Source organism: Bradyrhizobium sp. SZCCHNRI2009, from assembly GCF_032485115.1.
In the GTDB taxonomy this organism is placed as follows: Bacteria; Pseudomonadota; Alphaproteobacteria; order Rhizobiales; family Xanthobacteraceae; genus Bradyrhizobium.
In genome coordinates, this window is sequence record NZ_JAUEUH010000006.1 from 229,097 (window position 1) to 244,546 (window position 15,450).

General features: G+C 60.7%; 15 protein-coding genes and 1 pseudogene. 13 read left to right on the forward strand and 3 right to left on the reverse strand.

The genetic code is table 11. From position 1 onward, the window contains the following. Positions 1-164 precede the first annotated feature (164 nt). Both QX041_RS22345 and QX041_RS22350 read left to right on the forward strand, forming a co-directional pair. Positions 165-791, forward strand: coding sequence for a 2-hydroxychromene-2-carboxylate isomerase (locus QX041_RS22345; RefSeq protein ID WP_315714388.1), 627 nt, complete (start codon positions 165-167; stop codon positions 789-791). 84 nt (positions 792-875) lie between these two features. Beyond that, positions 876-2,075: a CoA transferase gene (locus tag QX041_RS22350; RefSeq protein WP_315714389.1), complete on the forward strand. Its 1,200-nt coding sequence runs from the start codon at positions 876-878 to the stop codon at positions 2,073-2,075. Here QX041_RS22350 and QX041_RS22355 read toward each other — a convergent pair. Together QX041_RS22355 and QX041_RS22360 are read right to left on the reverse strand one after the other, a co-directional pair. Next, a complete protein-coding gene (locus QX041_RS22355) occupies positions 2,072-2,749 on the reverse strand; it encodes a glutathione S-transferase family protein (RefSeq protein ID WP_315714390.1) in 678 nt (225 codons plus the stop codon). The genes QX041_RS22350 and QX041_RS22355 overlap by 4 nt on opposite strands. A 10-nt stretch (positions 2,750-2,759) precedes the next feature. Continuing rightward, positions 2,760-3,503, reverse strand: a complete 744-nt coding sequence (locus tag QX041_RS22360; protein WP_315714198.1) for an SDR family NAD(P)-dependent oxidoreductase — start codon at positions 3,501-3,503, stop codon at positions 2,760-2,762. A 240-nt stretch (positions 3,504-3,743) separates the two neighbouring features. Here QX041_RS22360 and QX041_RS22365 point away from each other — a divergent pair, with 240 nt between their 5' ends. The 11 genes and pseudogenes from QX041_RS22365 (at position 3,744) to QX041_RS22415 (ending at position 14,100) form a co-directional block, all read left to right on the forward strand. Beyond that, positions 3,744-4,481, forward strand: coding sequence for an SDR family oxidoreductase (locus tag QX041_RS22365; RefSeq protein WP_315714199.1), 738 nt, complete (start codon positions 3,744-3,746; stop codon positions 4,479-4,481). A gap of 12 nt (positions 4,482-4,493) precedes the next feature. Continuing rightward, complete coding sequence (locus QX041_RS22370; RefSeq protein ID WP_315714200.1) at positions 4,494-5,675, forward strand: acyl-CoA dehydrogenase family protein; 1,182 nt, start codon at positions 4,494-4,496, stop codon at positions 5,673-5,675. A 24-nt stretch (positions 5,676-5,699) separates the two neighbouring features. After that, entirely contained in the window at positions 5,700-6,839 is a 1,140-nt protein-coding gene (locus tag QX041_RS22375; protein WP_315714201.1) for an acyl-CoA dehydrogenase family protein, read from the forward strand. Between the two features lie 14 nt (positions 6,840-6,853). Further along, positions 6,854-8,038: an acetyl-CoA C-acyltransferase gene (locus QX041_RS22380; protein WP_315714202.1), complete on the forward strand. Its 1,185-nt coding sequence runs from the start codon at positions 6,854-6,856 to the stop codon at positions 8,036-8,038. A 19-nt stretch (positions 8,039-8,057) separates the two neighbouring features. Beyond that, the gene (locus tag QX041_RS22385; protein ID WP_315714203.1) at positions 8,058-9,062 is read left to right on the forward strand and encodes a nitronate monooxygenase family protein; all 1,005 of its coding nucleotides are present in this window, start codon (positions 8,058-8,060) and stop codon (positions 9,060-9,062) included. A 65-nt stretch (positions 9,063-9,127) separates the two neighbouring features. Next, entirely contained in the window at positions 9,128-9,958 is an 831-nt protein-coding gene (locus QX041_RS22390; protein ID WP_316166540.1) for an enoyl-CoA hydratase-related protein, read from the forward strand. After that, positions 9,955-10,665, forward strand: coding sequence for an SDR family NAD(P)-dependent oxidoreductase (locus QX041_RS22395; protein ID WP_315714205.1), 711 nt, complete (start codon positions 9,955-9,957; stop codon positions 10,663-10,665). Before QX041_RS22390 ends, QX041_RS22395 begins: the two co-directional genes overlap by 4 nt. Before the next feature lie 106 nt (positions 10,666-10,771). Continuing rightward, positions 10,772-11,278: pseudogene (locus QX041_RS34410) on the forward strand (fumarylacetoacetate hydrolase family protein); the annotation flags it as partial. Between the two features lie 99 nt (positions 11,279-11,377). Beyond that, a complete protein-coding gene (locus QX041_RS22405; protein ID WP_315714207.1) occupies positions 11,378-12,175 on the forward strand; it encodes an enoyl-CoA hydratase/isomerase family protein in 798 nt (265 codons plus the stop codon). Between the two features lies 1 nt (position 12,176). Beyond that, positions 12,177-13,442, forward strand: coding sequence for a CoA transferase (locus QX041_RS22410; RefSeq protein ID WP_315714208.1), 1,266 nt, complete (start codon positions 12,177-12,179; stop codon positions 13,440-13,442). Positions 13,443-13,596: 154 nt separating this feature from the next. Next, positions 13,597-14,100: a helix-turn-helix domain-containing protein gene (locus QX041_RS22415; RefSeq protein ID WP_315714209.1), complete on the forward strand. Its 504-nt coding sequence runs from the start codon at positions 13,597-13,599 to the stop codon at positions 14,098-14,100. A gap of 83 nt (positions 14,101-14,183) precedes the next feature. Here QX041_RS22415 and fabF read toward each other — a convergent pair whose 3' ends face one another. Further along, a complete protein-coding gene (gene fabF / locus QX041_RS22420; protein WP_315714210.1) occupies positions 14,184-15,446 on the reverse strand; it encodes a beta-ketoacyl-ACP synthase II in 1,263 nt (420 codons plus the stop codon). Between the last annotated feature and the right edge of the window lie 4 nt (positions 15,447-15,450).

A 15,450-nucleotide genomic window follows, 5' to 3' on the forward strand; every position in this document is an offset into this window, starting at 1 on the left:
CTACGTTCCAAACAACCTCTAACCGATCTGGGCCAAAATAGCAGAAACTGCCAGTTTATTGACAGTTCGTTTTTAGAACTGTATGAGAGTTGGCGATACGGTTCGTGCGGACCAAACATGACCACTTCAACAATGCCTATGCGGGAGAGGCCGGCGTGACAGCTCTGAAGGTTGAATTCCAGTTCGATTTCGGCAGTCCCAACGCCTATCTGGCGGAACGCGCAATACCTGGCGTCGAGCGACGGACAGGCGTGAAGTTTGATTATGTGCCGATACTTCTCGGCGGCATCTACAAGGCGACCGGCAACATGTCCCCGGCGGAGTCGCTGCACGGCATCAAGAACAAGCCCGAATACATGGCGCTCGAGACGCAGCGCTTCATCCGTCGCCACAACATCACGACATTTCGGCAAAACCCGTTTTTCCCGGTGAATACGCTGATGCTGATGCGCGGTGCGGTCGCCGCTCAGTTCGAGGGTATGTTCGAGCCGTATTTCCGGGCCGCTTACCATCACATGTGGGAGGATCCGAAGAAGATGGACGACGTCGAGGTGTTCCGCGCGGCTTTCAAATCCTCAGGGCTCGACATCGACAGGCTGATGGCACGAGCTCAGCAGGACGACGTCAAGAAGAGGCTCATCGACCTGACCACGGATGCGGTCAACCGCGGAGCATTCGGTTCGCCGACGTTCTTCGTCGGCAAGGAGATGTTCTTCGGCAAGGACCAGCTCCGGGACGTCGAGGAATCGATCGTCGAGCAGATGCGACAGCCTGCCGCCAGCATTGCGTGACTCGAAACGCAGCACGAGATAATGCGCCTGGCCGAAGGAGTTGGCGTAATGGCCGGAAGAACCAGCCAGGAGAGGGGAAACGTCATGCCAGGGCCGCTTAGCGGAGTTCGTGTGCTCGATCTGACCGGTGTGGTATCAGGTCCGTTCGCGACGATGTTTTTGGCCGACCAGGGCGCCGACGTGATCAAGATCGAGCCCATTGGTGGCGACATCACCCGCCGCAGCCGCGCCACCATCGACAAGCGCGGTGAGTTCTCGGCGTTGTTCATCTCATCAAACCGTGGCAAGCGTTCGCTTGCGCTCGACGTCAAGAGCGAAGCCGGTCGCGAGGTGCTTGCCAAACTTGTCGCGCAATCCGACGTGCTGGTGCAGAATTTTCGGCCCGGCACGATGGAACGCCTCGGGCTCGGGGCCGCCGAGTTGCGCGGCCGCTATCCGCGGCTGATTTACGTTTCCATCAGCGGCGTCGGCGAAACCGGCCCTTATGTCAAGAAGCGCGTCTACGATCCGATCATTCAGGGTCTCTCGGGGTTCGCCGACATCCAGTCGCAGCCCGTGACCAACCGGCCACAGATGATCAGAACCATCGTTTGCGACAAGACCACGGCCGTCATGACGGCACAAGCGGTTGCAGCAGCGCTCTATGCGCGAGAGAAGACCGGACGAGGGGATCACATCCAGGTCGCGATGCTGGATGCAATGATCTCCTACCTCTGGCCAGAAGGTATGATGCAATACACTGTGGTGGGCGCCGAGGCTGCTGCGGCCGATCCCAATGATCGCCCCGACCTCGTGTTCAAGACCAGCGACGGCTACATCACTTGCGGTACTATCTCGGATTCGGAATGGCAGGGGTTTTGTCGGGCGACAGGTGATCCGGAGCTTGGCACCGACCCACGTTTTGCGACGCCGGCGGCGCGTTCCGTCAATGCGACTGCTCGCATCAACAAGATGGCTGAATACATCGCGCAGCACAACACCGCCGAATGGCTGGAACGGCTCGATGCAGCGGACGTCCCCTGCGCGCCGATCCTGCGCCGTGGGGAGATCATTCACAACGAGCAGGTGATTGCGCGCGATCTCATTGCCGAGTTGGACCAGCCCAGTGTTGGTCGCATTCGACAGCCCAAGCCGGCCGCTCGCTTCGAAGTCAATCCGGCTGCGATCGGTGGCCCTGCCCCCCGAATCGGCGAGCATTCGCGCGAGATCCTGGGTGCGCTCGGCTATGACAATGCCGCAATCGAGAAGATGGCGACCGAAAAATCGGTCCGGATCTCGGGTTAAGCCGGCGGAGCTTTTGGCAGCACCGGCGTAATTGGAACGAGCGGAATGTTAGCTTCCTGGCCGAGCCGATAGGCAGGCCGGGCGTGGATGCGCTCCAGATAGGGCAGGGCGTTATCGCAGACGCCCACCTCATAGGTGATCGCCCATTCGAGACACGTGGTCAGCAGGATATCGGCGCTGGTGAACTGATCGCCCATCAGGTATCGGCGTCCATCGGCAAGCGCGACCTCCACATGGCGCAATTGCTCGCGGAAATACTCGCCTGCCCTGGCGACGACTTCGGGAGCAATGCCGTAGATGGTGCCAAGCCCATCTGCCCGATGGCGCCGCATTACATAGAGGCTAGTGGAATCAAGCTCTGCAACGATGAAGAAGCACCATTCCAGCCAGGCAGCATAGTCGCGCTGCTTTTCTGGGATCAGCGCCCGGTCCCGCGTGGAGTAAGTGCGTGACAGGTACGCGACGATAGCGGCACTCTCGCCGATGCAGAAATCGCCGTCCTGTAGCAGCGGGACCTTCTGCCGCGGATTGAGCGCGGTATATTCCGCCGTCTTGGTTTCCCCAGTACGCGGCCCGATCGGCTTGCTCGTGTAGGCGAGATCGAGCTCGTACATCGCCCAGTGCGCCCGTACGGTCCGGCTGGTGCCTGCTCCCCACAGCGTCAGATTCGGCATGGTGTCCATCTCACCATTTCTCCGCGGAAGGACGGAGGTCGAGTTCATGTGTCCAGCCATCTCTCGTCTGCCCGTGCGCGAACCAATAGGCTTCCGCGATCGATGATGTTTTCGTCAGGCTATCCGGTGGAATCTCGCTCGCCTCCATGCCTTTAGCCGCCTTCATGCGGGCATGGATCGCCGGGCTGTCGACGCCGGCATCGATAATGAGGTGCACCACGTGGATATTTTTTGGGCCCAATTCCCGGGCCATTGACTGCGCGACAGCGCGTAGACCGAATTTCGCGCTGGCGAAGGCCGCATAGCCCGTTCCGCCGCGGAGGCTGGCGGTCGCGCCGGTGAACAGGATGCTGCCCCGACCGCGCGATACCATGTAGCGTGCGGCCTCGCGGCCGACCAGAAATCCGGCGTAACAGGCGAGTTCCCACGCTTTAGAGAACAGCTTCTCGGTTGTCTCCAGTAAAGGCTTGTTGACGTTCGATCCGGCGTTGAAAAGGCAGACCTCGATTGGCCCGATCTCCTTCTCGATGCGCGCGAATATTTCCTGAACCCCGGATTCCTGGCGAGCATCGACACTAAAGGCGTGAATCCTGTGACCCGCCGCTCTCAGCTCCGCCACAAGCGCCTGCGATTTTGCTGCCTCCCGCCTGCAGATACAAACGGTATATCCGCCCTTCGCAAAGCGGCGGGCGACGGCCGCCCCGATCGCGTCGCCAGCGCCGACAAGTATCGCCACTCCGCGGGCTCTCGCCATCTCGATTCCTCCCGATCAGTTCTTATTTGAAACGGTTTAAATAGACTGTGTCGACGATGCTGTAAACGACGTATGCGAGTGATAGAACCAGTTTCGATGCACAGGCCAGATAAATCAATCTGAAAATGTCGATTGACTAGTTCTAAAAAAGAACGTTCAATCGTCGTTAGATGCGGTGAGTGAGCGGGCTGCCGGCGCTAAGCCAAAGACGCCAGATCTAGCCTGATCGGAGGAAAAGCCATGCAAAAGCGGAGCGCGACCGTCGCTGTGATCGGCGCCGGTGACTATATCGGTGCCGAGATCGCGAAGAAATTTGCTTCGGAAGGCTTCACGGTCTTCGCCGGTCGCCGCAACGGCGACAAGCTGGAGCCCTTGGTCAAGGAAATCGAGAAGGCAGGGGGCGAGATTCATGCGCGTTCGCTCGACGCGCGCAAGGAAGATGAGATCGTTTCATTCCTCGGCGATGCCGACAAGCACGCTCCGCTCGAGGTCTGCATCTTCAACATCGGCGCCAATGTCAATTTTCCCATTCTCGACACCACTGAACGGGTGTTCCGCAAAGTTTGGGAAATGGCGTGCTATTCCGGTTTTCTCGCGGGGCGCGAAGCCGCGCGGCTGATGCTGCCCCGCGGCAAGGGCAACATCTTCTTCACAGGCGCGACCGCCAGTCTCCGCGGCGGAACGGGCTATGCGGCGTTCGCCAGCGCAAAGTTTGGCCTTCGCGCGGTTGCGCAGGCGATCGCGCGCGAATTGGGCCCCAAGAACATCCACGTCGCGCACCTCGTCATCGATTCCGGCGTCGATACCGAATGGGTTCGCCAGAGACGGATCGAGGCGCTTGGGCCGAATGCACTGGACAATCCCGACCTGCTGATGCCCCCAGCCTCCGTCGCAGAATCGTATTGGCAGCTCTATCAACAGCCCCGCAGCGCGTGGACGTTCGAGATGGAAATTCGACCGTTCGGCGAAAAGTGGTAACGAGGCCTTTCGATGGAGCTTAAGCTTTCGAAAGAGGATGCTGCTTTCCGCGATGAAGTGCGTGCATTCATCGTGGAGCACTATCCGCAGGAAATGCGGGTGCCGAACCCGGAGACTGACCTGACCAAGGAGCAGACGCTCCTTTGGCATCGCATCCTCTACAAGAAGGGCTGGATCGCGCCGCTGTGGCCGAAGGAATATGGTGGGCCCGGCTGGTCGATCACGCAGCGCTTCATCTTCGAGCAGGAAACCAGCCGAGCCGGGACGCTGCCGCCTTTGGCATTCAGCGTCACCATGGTCGGGCCCGTCATCTACACTTTCGGTAGCAAGGCGCAGAAGGAGAAATTCCTGCCGCGCATTCTCTCCGGCGAGGACTGGTGGTGTCAGGGCTATTCGGAGCCCGGCTCAGGATCGGACCTTGCGTCGGTCAGAACCAAGGCCGTACGTGATGGCGACCATTACGTCGTCAACGGCCACAAGACCTGGACGACGCTGGCGCAGCACGCCGACTGGATCTTTTGCCTGGTGCGGACCGACCCGGCGGCTAAACCGCAGGCCGGCATATCCTTTCTCCTGATCGATATGAAATCGCCCGGCGTGACCGTGCGCCCGATCATCACCATCGACGGCAGCCACGAGGTCAATGACGTCTTCCTGGAAAATGTCCGCGTTCCGATCGAAAACCTGATCGGTGAGGAGAATAAGGGCTGGACCTACGCAAAATTCCTGCTCGGAAACGAGCGCACCAGTATGGCCGGCATCGGCCGTTCGACGCGCTACCTGGATCGGCTGAAGCAAATCGTGAAGGCCGAGATTCCCGAAGAAGATCCGACGTATCTCGAATTCGTACGGGATATCGCACGGATCGAGCTGGACGTGTTGGCCTTGGAAGCAACCGAGCTTCGCGTGGTGGCACAAATGGCCCGCGGGATCGATCCAGGCGCCGCCGCGTCGTTGTTCAAGATTCGGGGTACGGAGATCTTCCAGAACATCACCGAGCTGACGCACCGGGCAATCGGTAATTACGGTCTGGCGATCCGGGAGCATCCCGTCAGTGCCAACCGCTTCATGCCGGGCCCGGCCTACGGTCATACTGCGTCCGAGAAGTACCTGAATTCACGCAAGCTCTCAATCTACGGCGGATCGAACGAGATCCAGCGCAACATCATCGCCAAGGCCGTGCTCGGACTTTAGGCCGAGCGGAGTACGGGGGATCGGATGGATATTCAGTTCACAGAAGAGCAGGCACTATTGCGGTCCAGCGTGCAGCGGCTTCTGCGGGATCGATACGACTTCGAAGCGCGTCGCAAGATCGTAGCCAGCGAAGAAGGCTTCAGTCGCAAGCACTGGGCCTCGTTCGCCGAACTCGGCCTGCTTGCCGCACCTTTTTCGGAGGATGCGGGCGGCCTCGGCGGTGGCCCCCTGGCGACCATGATCGTGATGCAGGAATTCGGCCGTCACCTCGTGGTCGAGCCATTTTTGGAGACGGTCGTTCTGGCCGGCGGCCTGATCGAGAGTGAAGCCTCGCCTGCACAGAGGGATCAGTTCATTCCCAACATCATCTCCGGGAAATCAATCTGGGCGCTGGCCTGGGCCGAAAAGGGCTCGCGCTACGATTTCGCTGACGTCACCACAACGGCGCGCCGCGAAGGTAGTGACTATGTCCTGAACGGCGAAAAGGCGGTCGCGATCGCGGCCCCCTGGGCGGATTACCTGATCGTCTCAGCACGCACCTCGGGCCACCGTCTCGATTCGGAAGGCGTCAGTCTGTTCATCGTTGATCGTCGCGCCGCCAATCTTCACCTGCAAGGCTTCAAGACGATCGACGGCCGCCGAGCGGCCGAGGTCAGCCTCAAGGACGTGCGCGTCGGCAACGATAGCTTGCTAGGCGAAGAAGGAGGGGGCGCTGGCGCGCTAGAGGCGATTTCCGAACGCGTCATTGGCGCGCTGTGTGCCGAGGCCGTCGGCGCGATGGCCGAATTGAACTCGGCGACGCTGGAATACACCAAGACGCGAAAGCAGTTCGGCGTGGCGCTCGGCACCTTCCAGGTTTTGCAGCATCGGATGGTAGACATGTTCATCGCGCATCAGGAAGCGGTGTCCCTGATGCAGCATCTCAACTTAGGTCTGGCGGCAAACGAATCGGGCCTATCGAGACTGGCGTCGGGAGCCAAGGCAAAGGTCGGCTACGCCGCTAGATTCGTGGCCGATCAGGCCGTGCAACTGCATGGCGGCATGGGCATGAGCGACGAGCTCAATGTCGGCCACTACTTCAAGCGGATTTCTTCCATCAACATCCAGTACGGCGATCCCGCCTTCCATGTTCTGCGCTATGCGCAGACCGATGCGGCCGCTTAAATCAGAGGCAAAATATGACAGAAGCAGTCATCGTATCGACCGCGCGCACCGGGGTCGGGAAGGCCTACCGCGGGGCGTTGAACAACACCGACGGACCGACCATGGCGGGCCATGTGATCGCGGAAGCCGTCAGGCGCGCCAAGATCGAGCCCGGCGAAGTCGAGGACATCGTGATGGGTTGCGCGATGCAGCAGGGCACCATGGTTATGAACGTCGCTCGCAAAGGCGCGATCCGTGCCGGATTGCCGGTGACGGTTGCCGGCACGACCATTGATCGGCAATGCGCATCCGGCTTGCAGGCCATCGCGGTCGCCGCGCGCTCGATCATGCTTGACGGCGTCGATGTCGCCATCGGAGGCGGCATCGAATCCATCAGCCTCGTCCAGAACGAGTATATGAACAAGTTTCACGCTGTCGACGCCGATTTGATGGCGATGAAGCCGGAAATGTACATGTCGATGCTGGAGACCGCCGAAGTGGTCGCCGAGCGCTACAAGATCGGGCGCGACCGCCAGGATGAATATTCGCTCGACTGCCAGCGTCGCGTCGGAGCCGCGCTGCAGGGTGGGCGCTTCAGTGACGAGATCGTTCCGATCACGACGAAAATGGCTGTCGTCGACAAGGACACCAAGGAGATCTCCTACCAGGAGGTTACCCTGGCACAAGACGAAGGTCCGCGCCCGGAGACCACGGCCGAGGGCTTGGCCAAAATCAAGCCGGTGTTCGAAGGCAAGACCATCAGCGCCGGCAATGCCAGCCAGCTCTCCGATGGCGCGTCGGCTTGCGTAATCATGAGCGACAAGATTGCTGCAAAGAAGGGAATCCGGCCGCTTGGCATTTTCCGCGGCTTCGTCGCCGCGGGTGTCGAGCCCGACGAGATGGGTGTCGGGCCGGTGGCCGCGATCCCTCGCTTGCTGAAACGGCACGGCTTGCGAATCGACGATATCGATCTGTGGGAGCTGAACGAGGCCTATGCGGTTCAGGTGATCTACTGCCGCGACAAGCTGGGCATTGATCCGGACAAATTGAACGTCAACGGTGGGGCGATCGCCATCGGCCACCCCTATGGCATGACGGGCTCGCGACTGGCCGGCCATATCCTGATCGAGGGCCGGCGCCGCAAAGCGAAATTCGGCGTGGTGACGATGTGCATCGGCGGCGGTATGGGCGCGGCCGGACTTTTCGAGATCGTGCACTGATCGGAAACTGGAGGCTTACGTGAAGACAGCTATCACTGAACTATTTGGCATCCAGCATCCGATTATTCAGGGCGGCATGCATTATGTCGGCTTTGCCGAACTGGCTGCAGCGGTGTCCAACGCCGGCGGCCTTGGCATCATCACCGGCTTGACGCAGAAGACGCCGGAGCTGTTGGCCAAGGAGATCGCGCGCTGCCGCGATATGACGGACAAGCCGTTCGGCGTAAACCTCACCTTCCTGCCGACCTTTTCGGCGCCACCCTATCCCGAATACATTCAAGCCATCGCCGAAGGCGGCGTCAGGGCCGTCGAGACCGCGGGCCGCAGTCCCGAGCAATACATGCCAGCGCTCAAGGCGGCTGGCATCAAGGTGATCCACAAGTGCACGTCCGTCCGGCATTCGCTCAAAGCCCAGGAAATCGGGTGCGACGCCGTCAGCGTCGACGGTTTCGAATGCGGCGGTCATCCCGGCGAAGACGACATGCCCAACATGATCCTGTTGCCGCGCGCCGCCGATGAGTTGTCGATCCCATTCGTGGCCTCGGGCGGCATGGCGGATGCCCGCAGCCTGGTCGCGGCGCTGGCGATGGGCGCGGCAGGCATCAATATGGGCACGCGTTTCATCGCTACCAAGGAAGCGCCGGTGCACGACAACGTCAAGAACGCGCTGTTGGAAGCTACCGAACTCGACACCCGCCTTGTAATGCGCAACTTGCGCAACACCGAGCGTGTGTTGAAGAACAAGGGCGTCGATCGCCTGCTGGAGATCGAGCGTGAAAAGGGCAAGAGCCTGAAGATCGAGGACATCCTCGACCAGGTCGCGGGCGTCTACCCCAGGGTCATGATCGATGGCGACATGGATGCCGGGGCCTGGAGCTGCGGCATGGTCGTCGGCCTCATCCATGACATTCCAACGGTGAAGGAACTGATCGATCGCATCATGACCGATGCGGATGCGATCATCCGTCAGCGACTAACCGGCTTCCTCGACGCCGACGAAAATTCCGCCCGAAAGAGGGCTTGAGGCGACAGACGTCCGCTAACGAGGTGGCGGATTGCCGATGGTCCTGGGCCGGGAGGCTGCGTATCATGACCGATGGATCAATTTCGATTGACACCGGAACGGACGAACTACTCTGCTCGGTCCGAGATCGCGTTGCCATTATCACGCTGAACCGGCCCGAAGCGCGGAATTCACTATCGGACCATTTGACGCCGGCGCTGCGCCGGATGATCAGGCAGACTGGCAGCGATCCTGATGTCGGCGCTCTGCTGATCACCGGCGCCGGCACCGCGTTTTGCTCCGGCGGTGATGTCAAGGGTATGGGCACAAAGTCGTCCACGAGGCCCATGGCCTATGGAGACAAGGTCGTACGCCTGATGGAAGGGCAGCGGACGCTGACCGGGGCGCTTGTTTCTCTCCGCAAGCCAACGATCGCGGCGCTTCCGGGGCCGGCCGCCGGCGCCGGCCTTGCCATCGCGCTTGCTTGCGATATCCGGATTGCCTCCGAATCTGCCTTAATGACTACTGGTTATGCCAAGATTGCATTGACCGGAGACTACGGAATTTCCTGGCTGCTGACCCGGTTGGCCGGAACGGCGCGCGCGCGAGAGCTGATGTATTTGTCAGAACGGATCGATGCCCGCCGCTGCGAGGCGTTGGGCCTTGTCAACCGTGTAGTACCCGATGCAGCTCTGCTGAGCGAAGCGTTTGTCATCGCAAGAACACTCGCGAATGGTCCGGCCCATGCGTATGCAGCGATCAAAGACAATCTCGATCTGGCGCTGTCGACAGATTTTGTGACATCGCTGGACCATGAAGCCAAAAACATGGTCATGGCGGCGGAGACTGCACAGCATGCTGAAGCCGTAAAGGCGTTCATCGAGAAGCGCGCGCCTGATTTTCGAGGCATTCCATGAAGACAGCAATTGTCATCGGAGTGGGCCCAGAGCGGGGACTGGGGGCCCAGTTGTGCAAGAGATTCGCCGCTGAAGGTTTGAGGGTGATAGTCGCCGGCCGTACGAAACTCGCGCTCGAGACGATCGCAAATGACATTACCTCATCGGGCGGACAGGCTCTCCCGATAGTGGCGGATGCGACGAACGAAGCCGATGTAGTCGCAATGTTCGACAGAGCCGGCGATGAACTCGATCTGGCGATCTATAATGCGGGCAACAACACACCCGGGCGTATTCTGGAGATGGAAGCGGGGTACTTCGAGCAAAGCTGGCGTGTCGTCTGCTTCGGTGGGTTCCTGTTTGGCCGCGAGGCCGTTCGCCGCATGCTGCCGAACAAGGCCGGCACGCTTTTGTTTACCGGCGCCAGTGCTTCGCTGCGCGGAAAAGCGGGGTATGGCGCGTTCAATTCGGCGAAAGCTGGCTTGCGGATTCTCGCGCAGGCCATGGCAAAGGAATATGCCAGCGAAGGGATCCATGTAGGGCACGTCGTTGTCGACGGAGCCATCGCCGGTGACAAGATCTTCAAGCGCATACCCGACGCAGCCCAGCGGGAGAACAGCCTGGTCAGTATCGAGGGCATAGTCGACGCATTTGCGTTCCTCTACCGGCAATCACTGCGAGCATGGTCGTTTGAAGTTGATGTCCGTACCTCCCAGGAAAGGTGGTGATCGCCGTCAAGCCGGTGCCTCATTCATGGGAGGCGGGCCCGTGGCCACCTGAAATTTCTCAGCGTCATGACGTGCAATTGCAAGCCGTGGCCTATGCTCCGCTTCACGGTGCAGGAAGGTGATGGACTACGAACTGGCGTTCGGATTCGTCACTAAGCGTAAAGGCGCGAACATGGCTGCGAAGGCGCGCGATCACATATTTGGCTACACGATTTTCAATGGTTTTTCCGCGCGAGATGCCCAGCTCATAGAGATGGCAGGCCGGCTCGGGCCGGCCAAGGGTAAAAGCTTTGATGGGGGCAATGTGTTGGGGACCCTGGATCGTCACGCATGACGAAATTGACGACTCCTACAAACTCAGGATGGAAGCTCGCGTGAACTGAGAACTTCGTTCTCAAGGTACCAGCGAAGGCGTGCTTTTCTCATTCGAGGAAATCATTGCACACGTCACCCTGGATGAGACGTTGATGCCCGGCGAGTTCATCGAGTCTGACACGGTTGGCAATGGCTGCGGCCTCGAACTCGGTGGTACCTCGAGCATGGAGAGGGCATTGAGCTCGAAGTCGAGAAGATCGGCATCCTGAAGAACCGCGTGGAACGCCGGACTGGTTGATATCGATGACGACTTGCAAAACGCAAGTCAACATGTATTGTGCCTGCAAGAGCCGGAGTGTGCATCTGCAGGTGAGGGGCCGGAAAACAGGAGGCAACTTTGTCCGAGGAAGCGATGGTTGCGCGCGAGGAGCGTGGCAATATCTCCGTTTTGACGATGGTTTACCGGCCGTACAATCTGCTCGGCCCGAAGCTCATCAACGCTATCGTGGAGCAGGTGGAAGCATCGCGAAAGGCGGGTAGCCGTGCCATCGTGATCCGGAGCGGATTGCGCCACTTTTCTGCCGGCGCCGACCTGGACATCTTTGACAAGCGCGTAGCGGAGGGCACATCTGATCAGAGCGGTGAAAATCGGCTGCTGAGCGGGGTCGAGTTCCTCCGCTTCATGGAATTATTGCCGATTCCGTTGATCGCCAGCGTTCATGGCGTTTGCCTCGGCGGCGGGCTCGAGCTCGCGCTGTCATGCGACTATGTCATCGCAGCTTCGTCAGCAAAGATCGGCTCGGTCGAGGCGACGCTTGGGTTGCATCCGCTACTTGGCGGAATCCAGCGGCAAGTTCAGCGGATCGGGGCACAGCGAGCCAAAGAGATGTCGATGTTGGCACGGCGCTACGATGCGCCGACATTGGAGAAGTGGGGCCTGATTAATCTTACCGTGCCCGAGGAATCCTTGGAAAAGGCGACGATGTCTATCGCGGAGGAGTTCGCGCAGGGGCCGACGGTAGCGCACGCGGCGACCAAGGAGCTAGTGCATATTGCGGTCAACGACGGTGTGGTGGCGGCAGACGAGGCGATGGCAAGAGTGCAGGCGCCGATCTGGGCATCGGAAGATCTGAAAACCGGTCTTGCGTCATTCCGCAAGAACGGCCCGGGTCTCGCCAAGTTCGCGGGGCGCTGACATGGGCGGTCCTCTCAACGGAATCCGTGTCGTCGACTTCTCCCGTGTGTTGGCAGGCCCCTTATGCGCGCGAACCTTGCAGGATCTCGGTGCCGAGGTCATCAAGGTGGAGCCGCCAAGCCCGGACGTCTCACGCTTCGCGTTTCCCTCAACCGACGGGATGTCGGGCTATTACGCGCAGCAGAACGCCGGTAAACGCAACGTCAGCATCAATCTCAATGTTCCCGGTGCTTATGAACTCGCACTGAAGCTCTGCGATACCGCCGATGTCGTCGTGGAAAACTTCCGCGCGGGCACGCTTGGTTTCTTCGGCCTTGATTATGAAACCCTGTCCAAGCGCAATCCGCGATTGGTATATGCCTCGATCACCGGCTATGGCCAGGGCGGACCCTGGCGCAGCCGGATGGCCTATGCGCCGACCGTGCAGGCCGAGGCCGGCTTCACCGAAAACAGCATTCGTCACTATGGAGAGGCGTTGACTGAACCGCGCACGGACAGCCTCTCGCACGCGGACGTCTACGCCGGCCTGCAGGCCACCATCGCGATTCTTGGCGCGCTGAATAGCCGCCAAAGGACAGGTCAGGGCCAATATATCGATGTCGCGATGGCTGCGACACTGCTCGCGGTCAACGAACGTGCACATGTCGATCTTTCCGACGATGATATTGGAGCCGAGCCCGCCGTGCTCGGCGCGACGGACTGCTCATTCTTTACCGGACCTAATGGAGAGCATTTCACGGTTGCGACGAGCATTGTCGGCAGCCGGACCTTCCCATCCTGGCTGCGCGCGATGCGTCGCGTGGATTTGATGGACGACCCGCGCTTTGCGAGCGCGGCCGCGCGTCGCTTGAATTTCGGTGTGCTGCACCAGATGATCCAGTCGTGGATCTTGACCTTCCCCGACATGGCGACGCTCGATGCCCAATTCGACGAAGCCAAGATCGCGATGGGCGAGATCCGCTCGATCAAGGAACTAAGCGCGTCGGAATGGAGCGATTATTGGGGCGCAGTGCAGCACGTGCCGGACCGCAGCGGCGGCGAATATCGACTGCCGGGTCGGCCGTGGCGGTTCTCGGCGGAGGAGTTGAAGCCGATCGGAGCACCTGCGTTCCAGGGAGAGCACAATTTCGAGGTGTTCAGCGAACTGGGCGTGAGCCAGGAGGAACTGAGACGCTTGAGCGAAGCGGGTGTGCTGGTCACGCATCCCCGCGCTCTGGAGCCCGAGATTGGCGTCAAACCGCCGGCCGAGTCGGGCCGTGCGGCCTGAGATCCGAGAGAACCATTCGGCTGCGAAGGTTTGCAACCCCCTAGCTGGCACTGGACATACTGGGATTCCGCTCAATATGGTATGAGCTGAATTCGAAGCTAGGAAAACGATGTCCGGTGCGAAGCAGAGCCGTCTTGCCAATAAGGAATGCTCCATGGCTCGTGCCATGGAGGTGGTCGGCGACCGCTGGTCCATCCTGATTCTCCGTGAAGCCTATTATGGCGTGAAGCGGTTCGATGAGTTCGAACACTACATTGGTATTGCTCCCAATATCTTGAGCAATCGCTTGAAGAAGTTCGTCGATGCTGGTGTGATGACGCGCGTGCCGCTGCCCGAACATTCCGGACGATACGAGTACGTGCTGACCGAGAAGGGGCGCGCTTTCTTTCCGGCCTACCTGGCTCTCAAGAAGTGGGGCGATGATTGGCTCGCAGAGCCTGAGGGACCGCAGGTCGTCTTCCGCGATCGTGTCGCTGGGCGCCCGATTGAATTTCCCGTACTGCGGACGTCCAGCGGCAAGCCCCTGCGGCTCGAGGACGTCGAAGTGGTGCCGGGCTCGGGCGCCGTTCCCTTCAATCGCAAGCGATTTGGTGGCACGGCTTCTGCGGAAGCCTCGGCTGGTGTGAGGGCAAGCGCCCAAAGACGAAAGCGGAAGTAGCGGCTTGCCAAGATGCGGCTGAGGCGGCCGGGAGAACGCAGCAGCCGTGGCCCGCTCCGCTTTTACCGGAGCTGAACCCCGCTCTACTGCCAGCGCCGAAAAATGATGCTCGCGTTGACGCCTCCAAAGCCGAAACCGTTGGAGATCGCATGCTCCATCGTCATGGGCCGGGCCTGACCGGCGACAAGGTCGACACCTGCCGCGGCGGCATCGCAAGTTTCGAGATTGAGAGTAGGTGGCGCGACTTGATCGCGCAGCGCCAGAATCGTGAAGATTGCTTCCGCTCCGCCGGCCGCTCCGAGCAGATGGCCAGTTGCGGATTTGGTGGCACTCACGGCAATCTGCCCCTCGCGGCCGAAGACCGCCTTGATCGCCTCCAGTTCGGAAACATCGCCAACTGGCGTTGACGTGGAATGCGCGTTGAGGTGCTGGACGTCACCGGGTTTGAGGCCGGCCTGCCGCAATGCGCCTTCCATGGCGCGGCGCGCACCGTCGCCGTCCTCGGGCCCTGACGTGATGTGGTACGCATCTGCCGTCGTTCCGTAGCCGACGATTTCCGCAATCGGCTTTGCGCCGCGGCGGATCGCATGCTCCAGCTCTTCTATGACCAGGACGCCCGCGCCTTCGCCCATGACAAAGCCGTCGCGATCACGGTCGAAGGGACGGGAAGCGCGGGCGGGCGTTTCATTGAAGCCGGTCGAAAGCGCACGCGCAGCGGCGAACCCGCCCAGGCTCACGAGATCGATGCAGGCTTCCGAACCGCCGCAAACCGCGGCGTCGGCTTCTCCAGATCGGATCAGGCGTGCGGCATCGCCGATTGCCTGCACGCTCGCGGCGCAGGCGGTGACCGGCGCGCCGATGGGACCCTTGAAGCCGTAGCGGATCGAGATGTGGCCAGCCGCGAGATTTGCGAGAAAGGACGGCACGGTGAAAGGCGAGAGACGCCGGACCCCGCGCTGGTCTGTGGTGCGGACCGCTTCCACGATCGCCGGAAAGCCTCCGATGCCGGAAGCGATCACTGTCGCCGTGCGCTCAAGCGAATGCGCGTCGGACGGAGTCCATTCCGCCTGGGCAATGGCCTCGGCCGCGGCGGCAAGCGCGAACAGGATGAAGCGATCCATCCTTCGCTGATCCTTAGGCGCGACGGTCAGATCCGGATCGAATCCGCCCTCTTGATCTTTGGCCCTTGTCGGCACCATTCCTGCGACCCGCGCCGGCAGGGCCGCCGCCCACTCGGGAAGGGCGGCAAGCCCCGAACGGGCCGCGAGCAGCCGTGACCACGCCAGCTCGCTGCCGCAACCCACCGGCGATACCAATCCCAATCCCGTAACGACGACTCGGCGCATCACG

Bases quoted from the DNA above. Each gene is read 5' to 3' on its own strand.
- QX041_RS22375 (WP_315714201.1), top strand. From the start codon at position 5,700: ATGGATATTCAGTTCACAGAAGAGCAGGCACTATTGCGGTCCAGCGTG.
- QX041_RS22365 (WP_315714199.1), top strand. From the start codon at position 3,744: ATGCAAAAGCGGAGCGCGACCGTCGCTGTGATCGGCGCCGGTGACTAT.
- QX041_RS22370 (WP_315714200.1), top strand. From the start codon at position 4,494: ATGGAGCTTAAGCTTTCGAAAGAGGATGCTGCTTTCCGCGATGAAGTG.
- QX041_RS22395 (WP_315714205.1), top strand. From the start codon at position 9,955: ATGAAGACAGCAATTGTCATCGGAGTGGGCCCAGAGCGGGGACTGGGG.
- QX041_RS22415 (WP_315714209.1), top strand. From the start codon at position 13,597: ATGGCTCGTGCCATGGAGGTGGTCGGCGACCGCTGGTCCATCCTGATT.
- QX041_RS22355 (WP_315714390.1), bottom strand. From the start codon at position 2,749: ATGCCGAATCTGACGCTGTGGGGAGCAGGCACCAGCCGGACCGTACGG.
- QX041_RS22360 (WP_315714198.1), bottom strand. From the start codon at position 3,503: ATGGCGAGAGCCCGCGGAGTGGCGATACTTGTCGGCGCTGGCGACGCG.
- fabF (WP_315714210.1), bottom strand. From the start codon at position 15,446: ATGCGCCGAGTCGTCGTTACGGGATTGGGATTGGTATCGCCGGTGGGT.
- QX041_RS22350 (WP_315714389.1), top strand. From the start codon at position 876: ATGCCAGGGCCGCTTAGCGGAGTTCGTGTGCTCGATCTGACCGGTGTG.
- QX041_RS22380 (WP_315714202.1), top strand. From the start codon at position 6,854: ATGACAGAAGCAGTCATCGTATCGACCGCGCGCACCGGGGTCGGGAAG.
- QX041_RS22390 (WP_316166540.1), top strand. From the start codon at position 9,128: ATGACCGATGGATCAATTTCGATTGACACCGGAACGGACGAACTACTC.
- QX041_RS22410 (WP_315714208.1), top strand. From the start codon at position 12,177: ATGGGCGGTCCTCTCAACGGAATCCGTGTCGTCGACTTCTCCCGTGTG.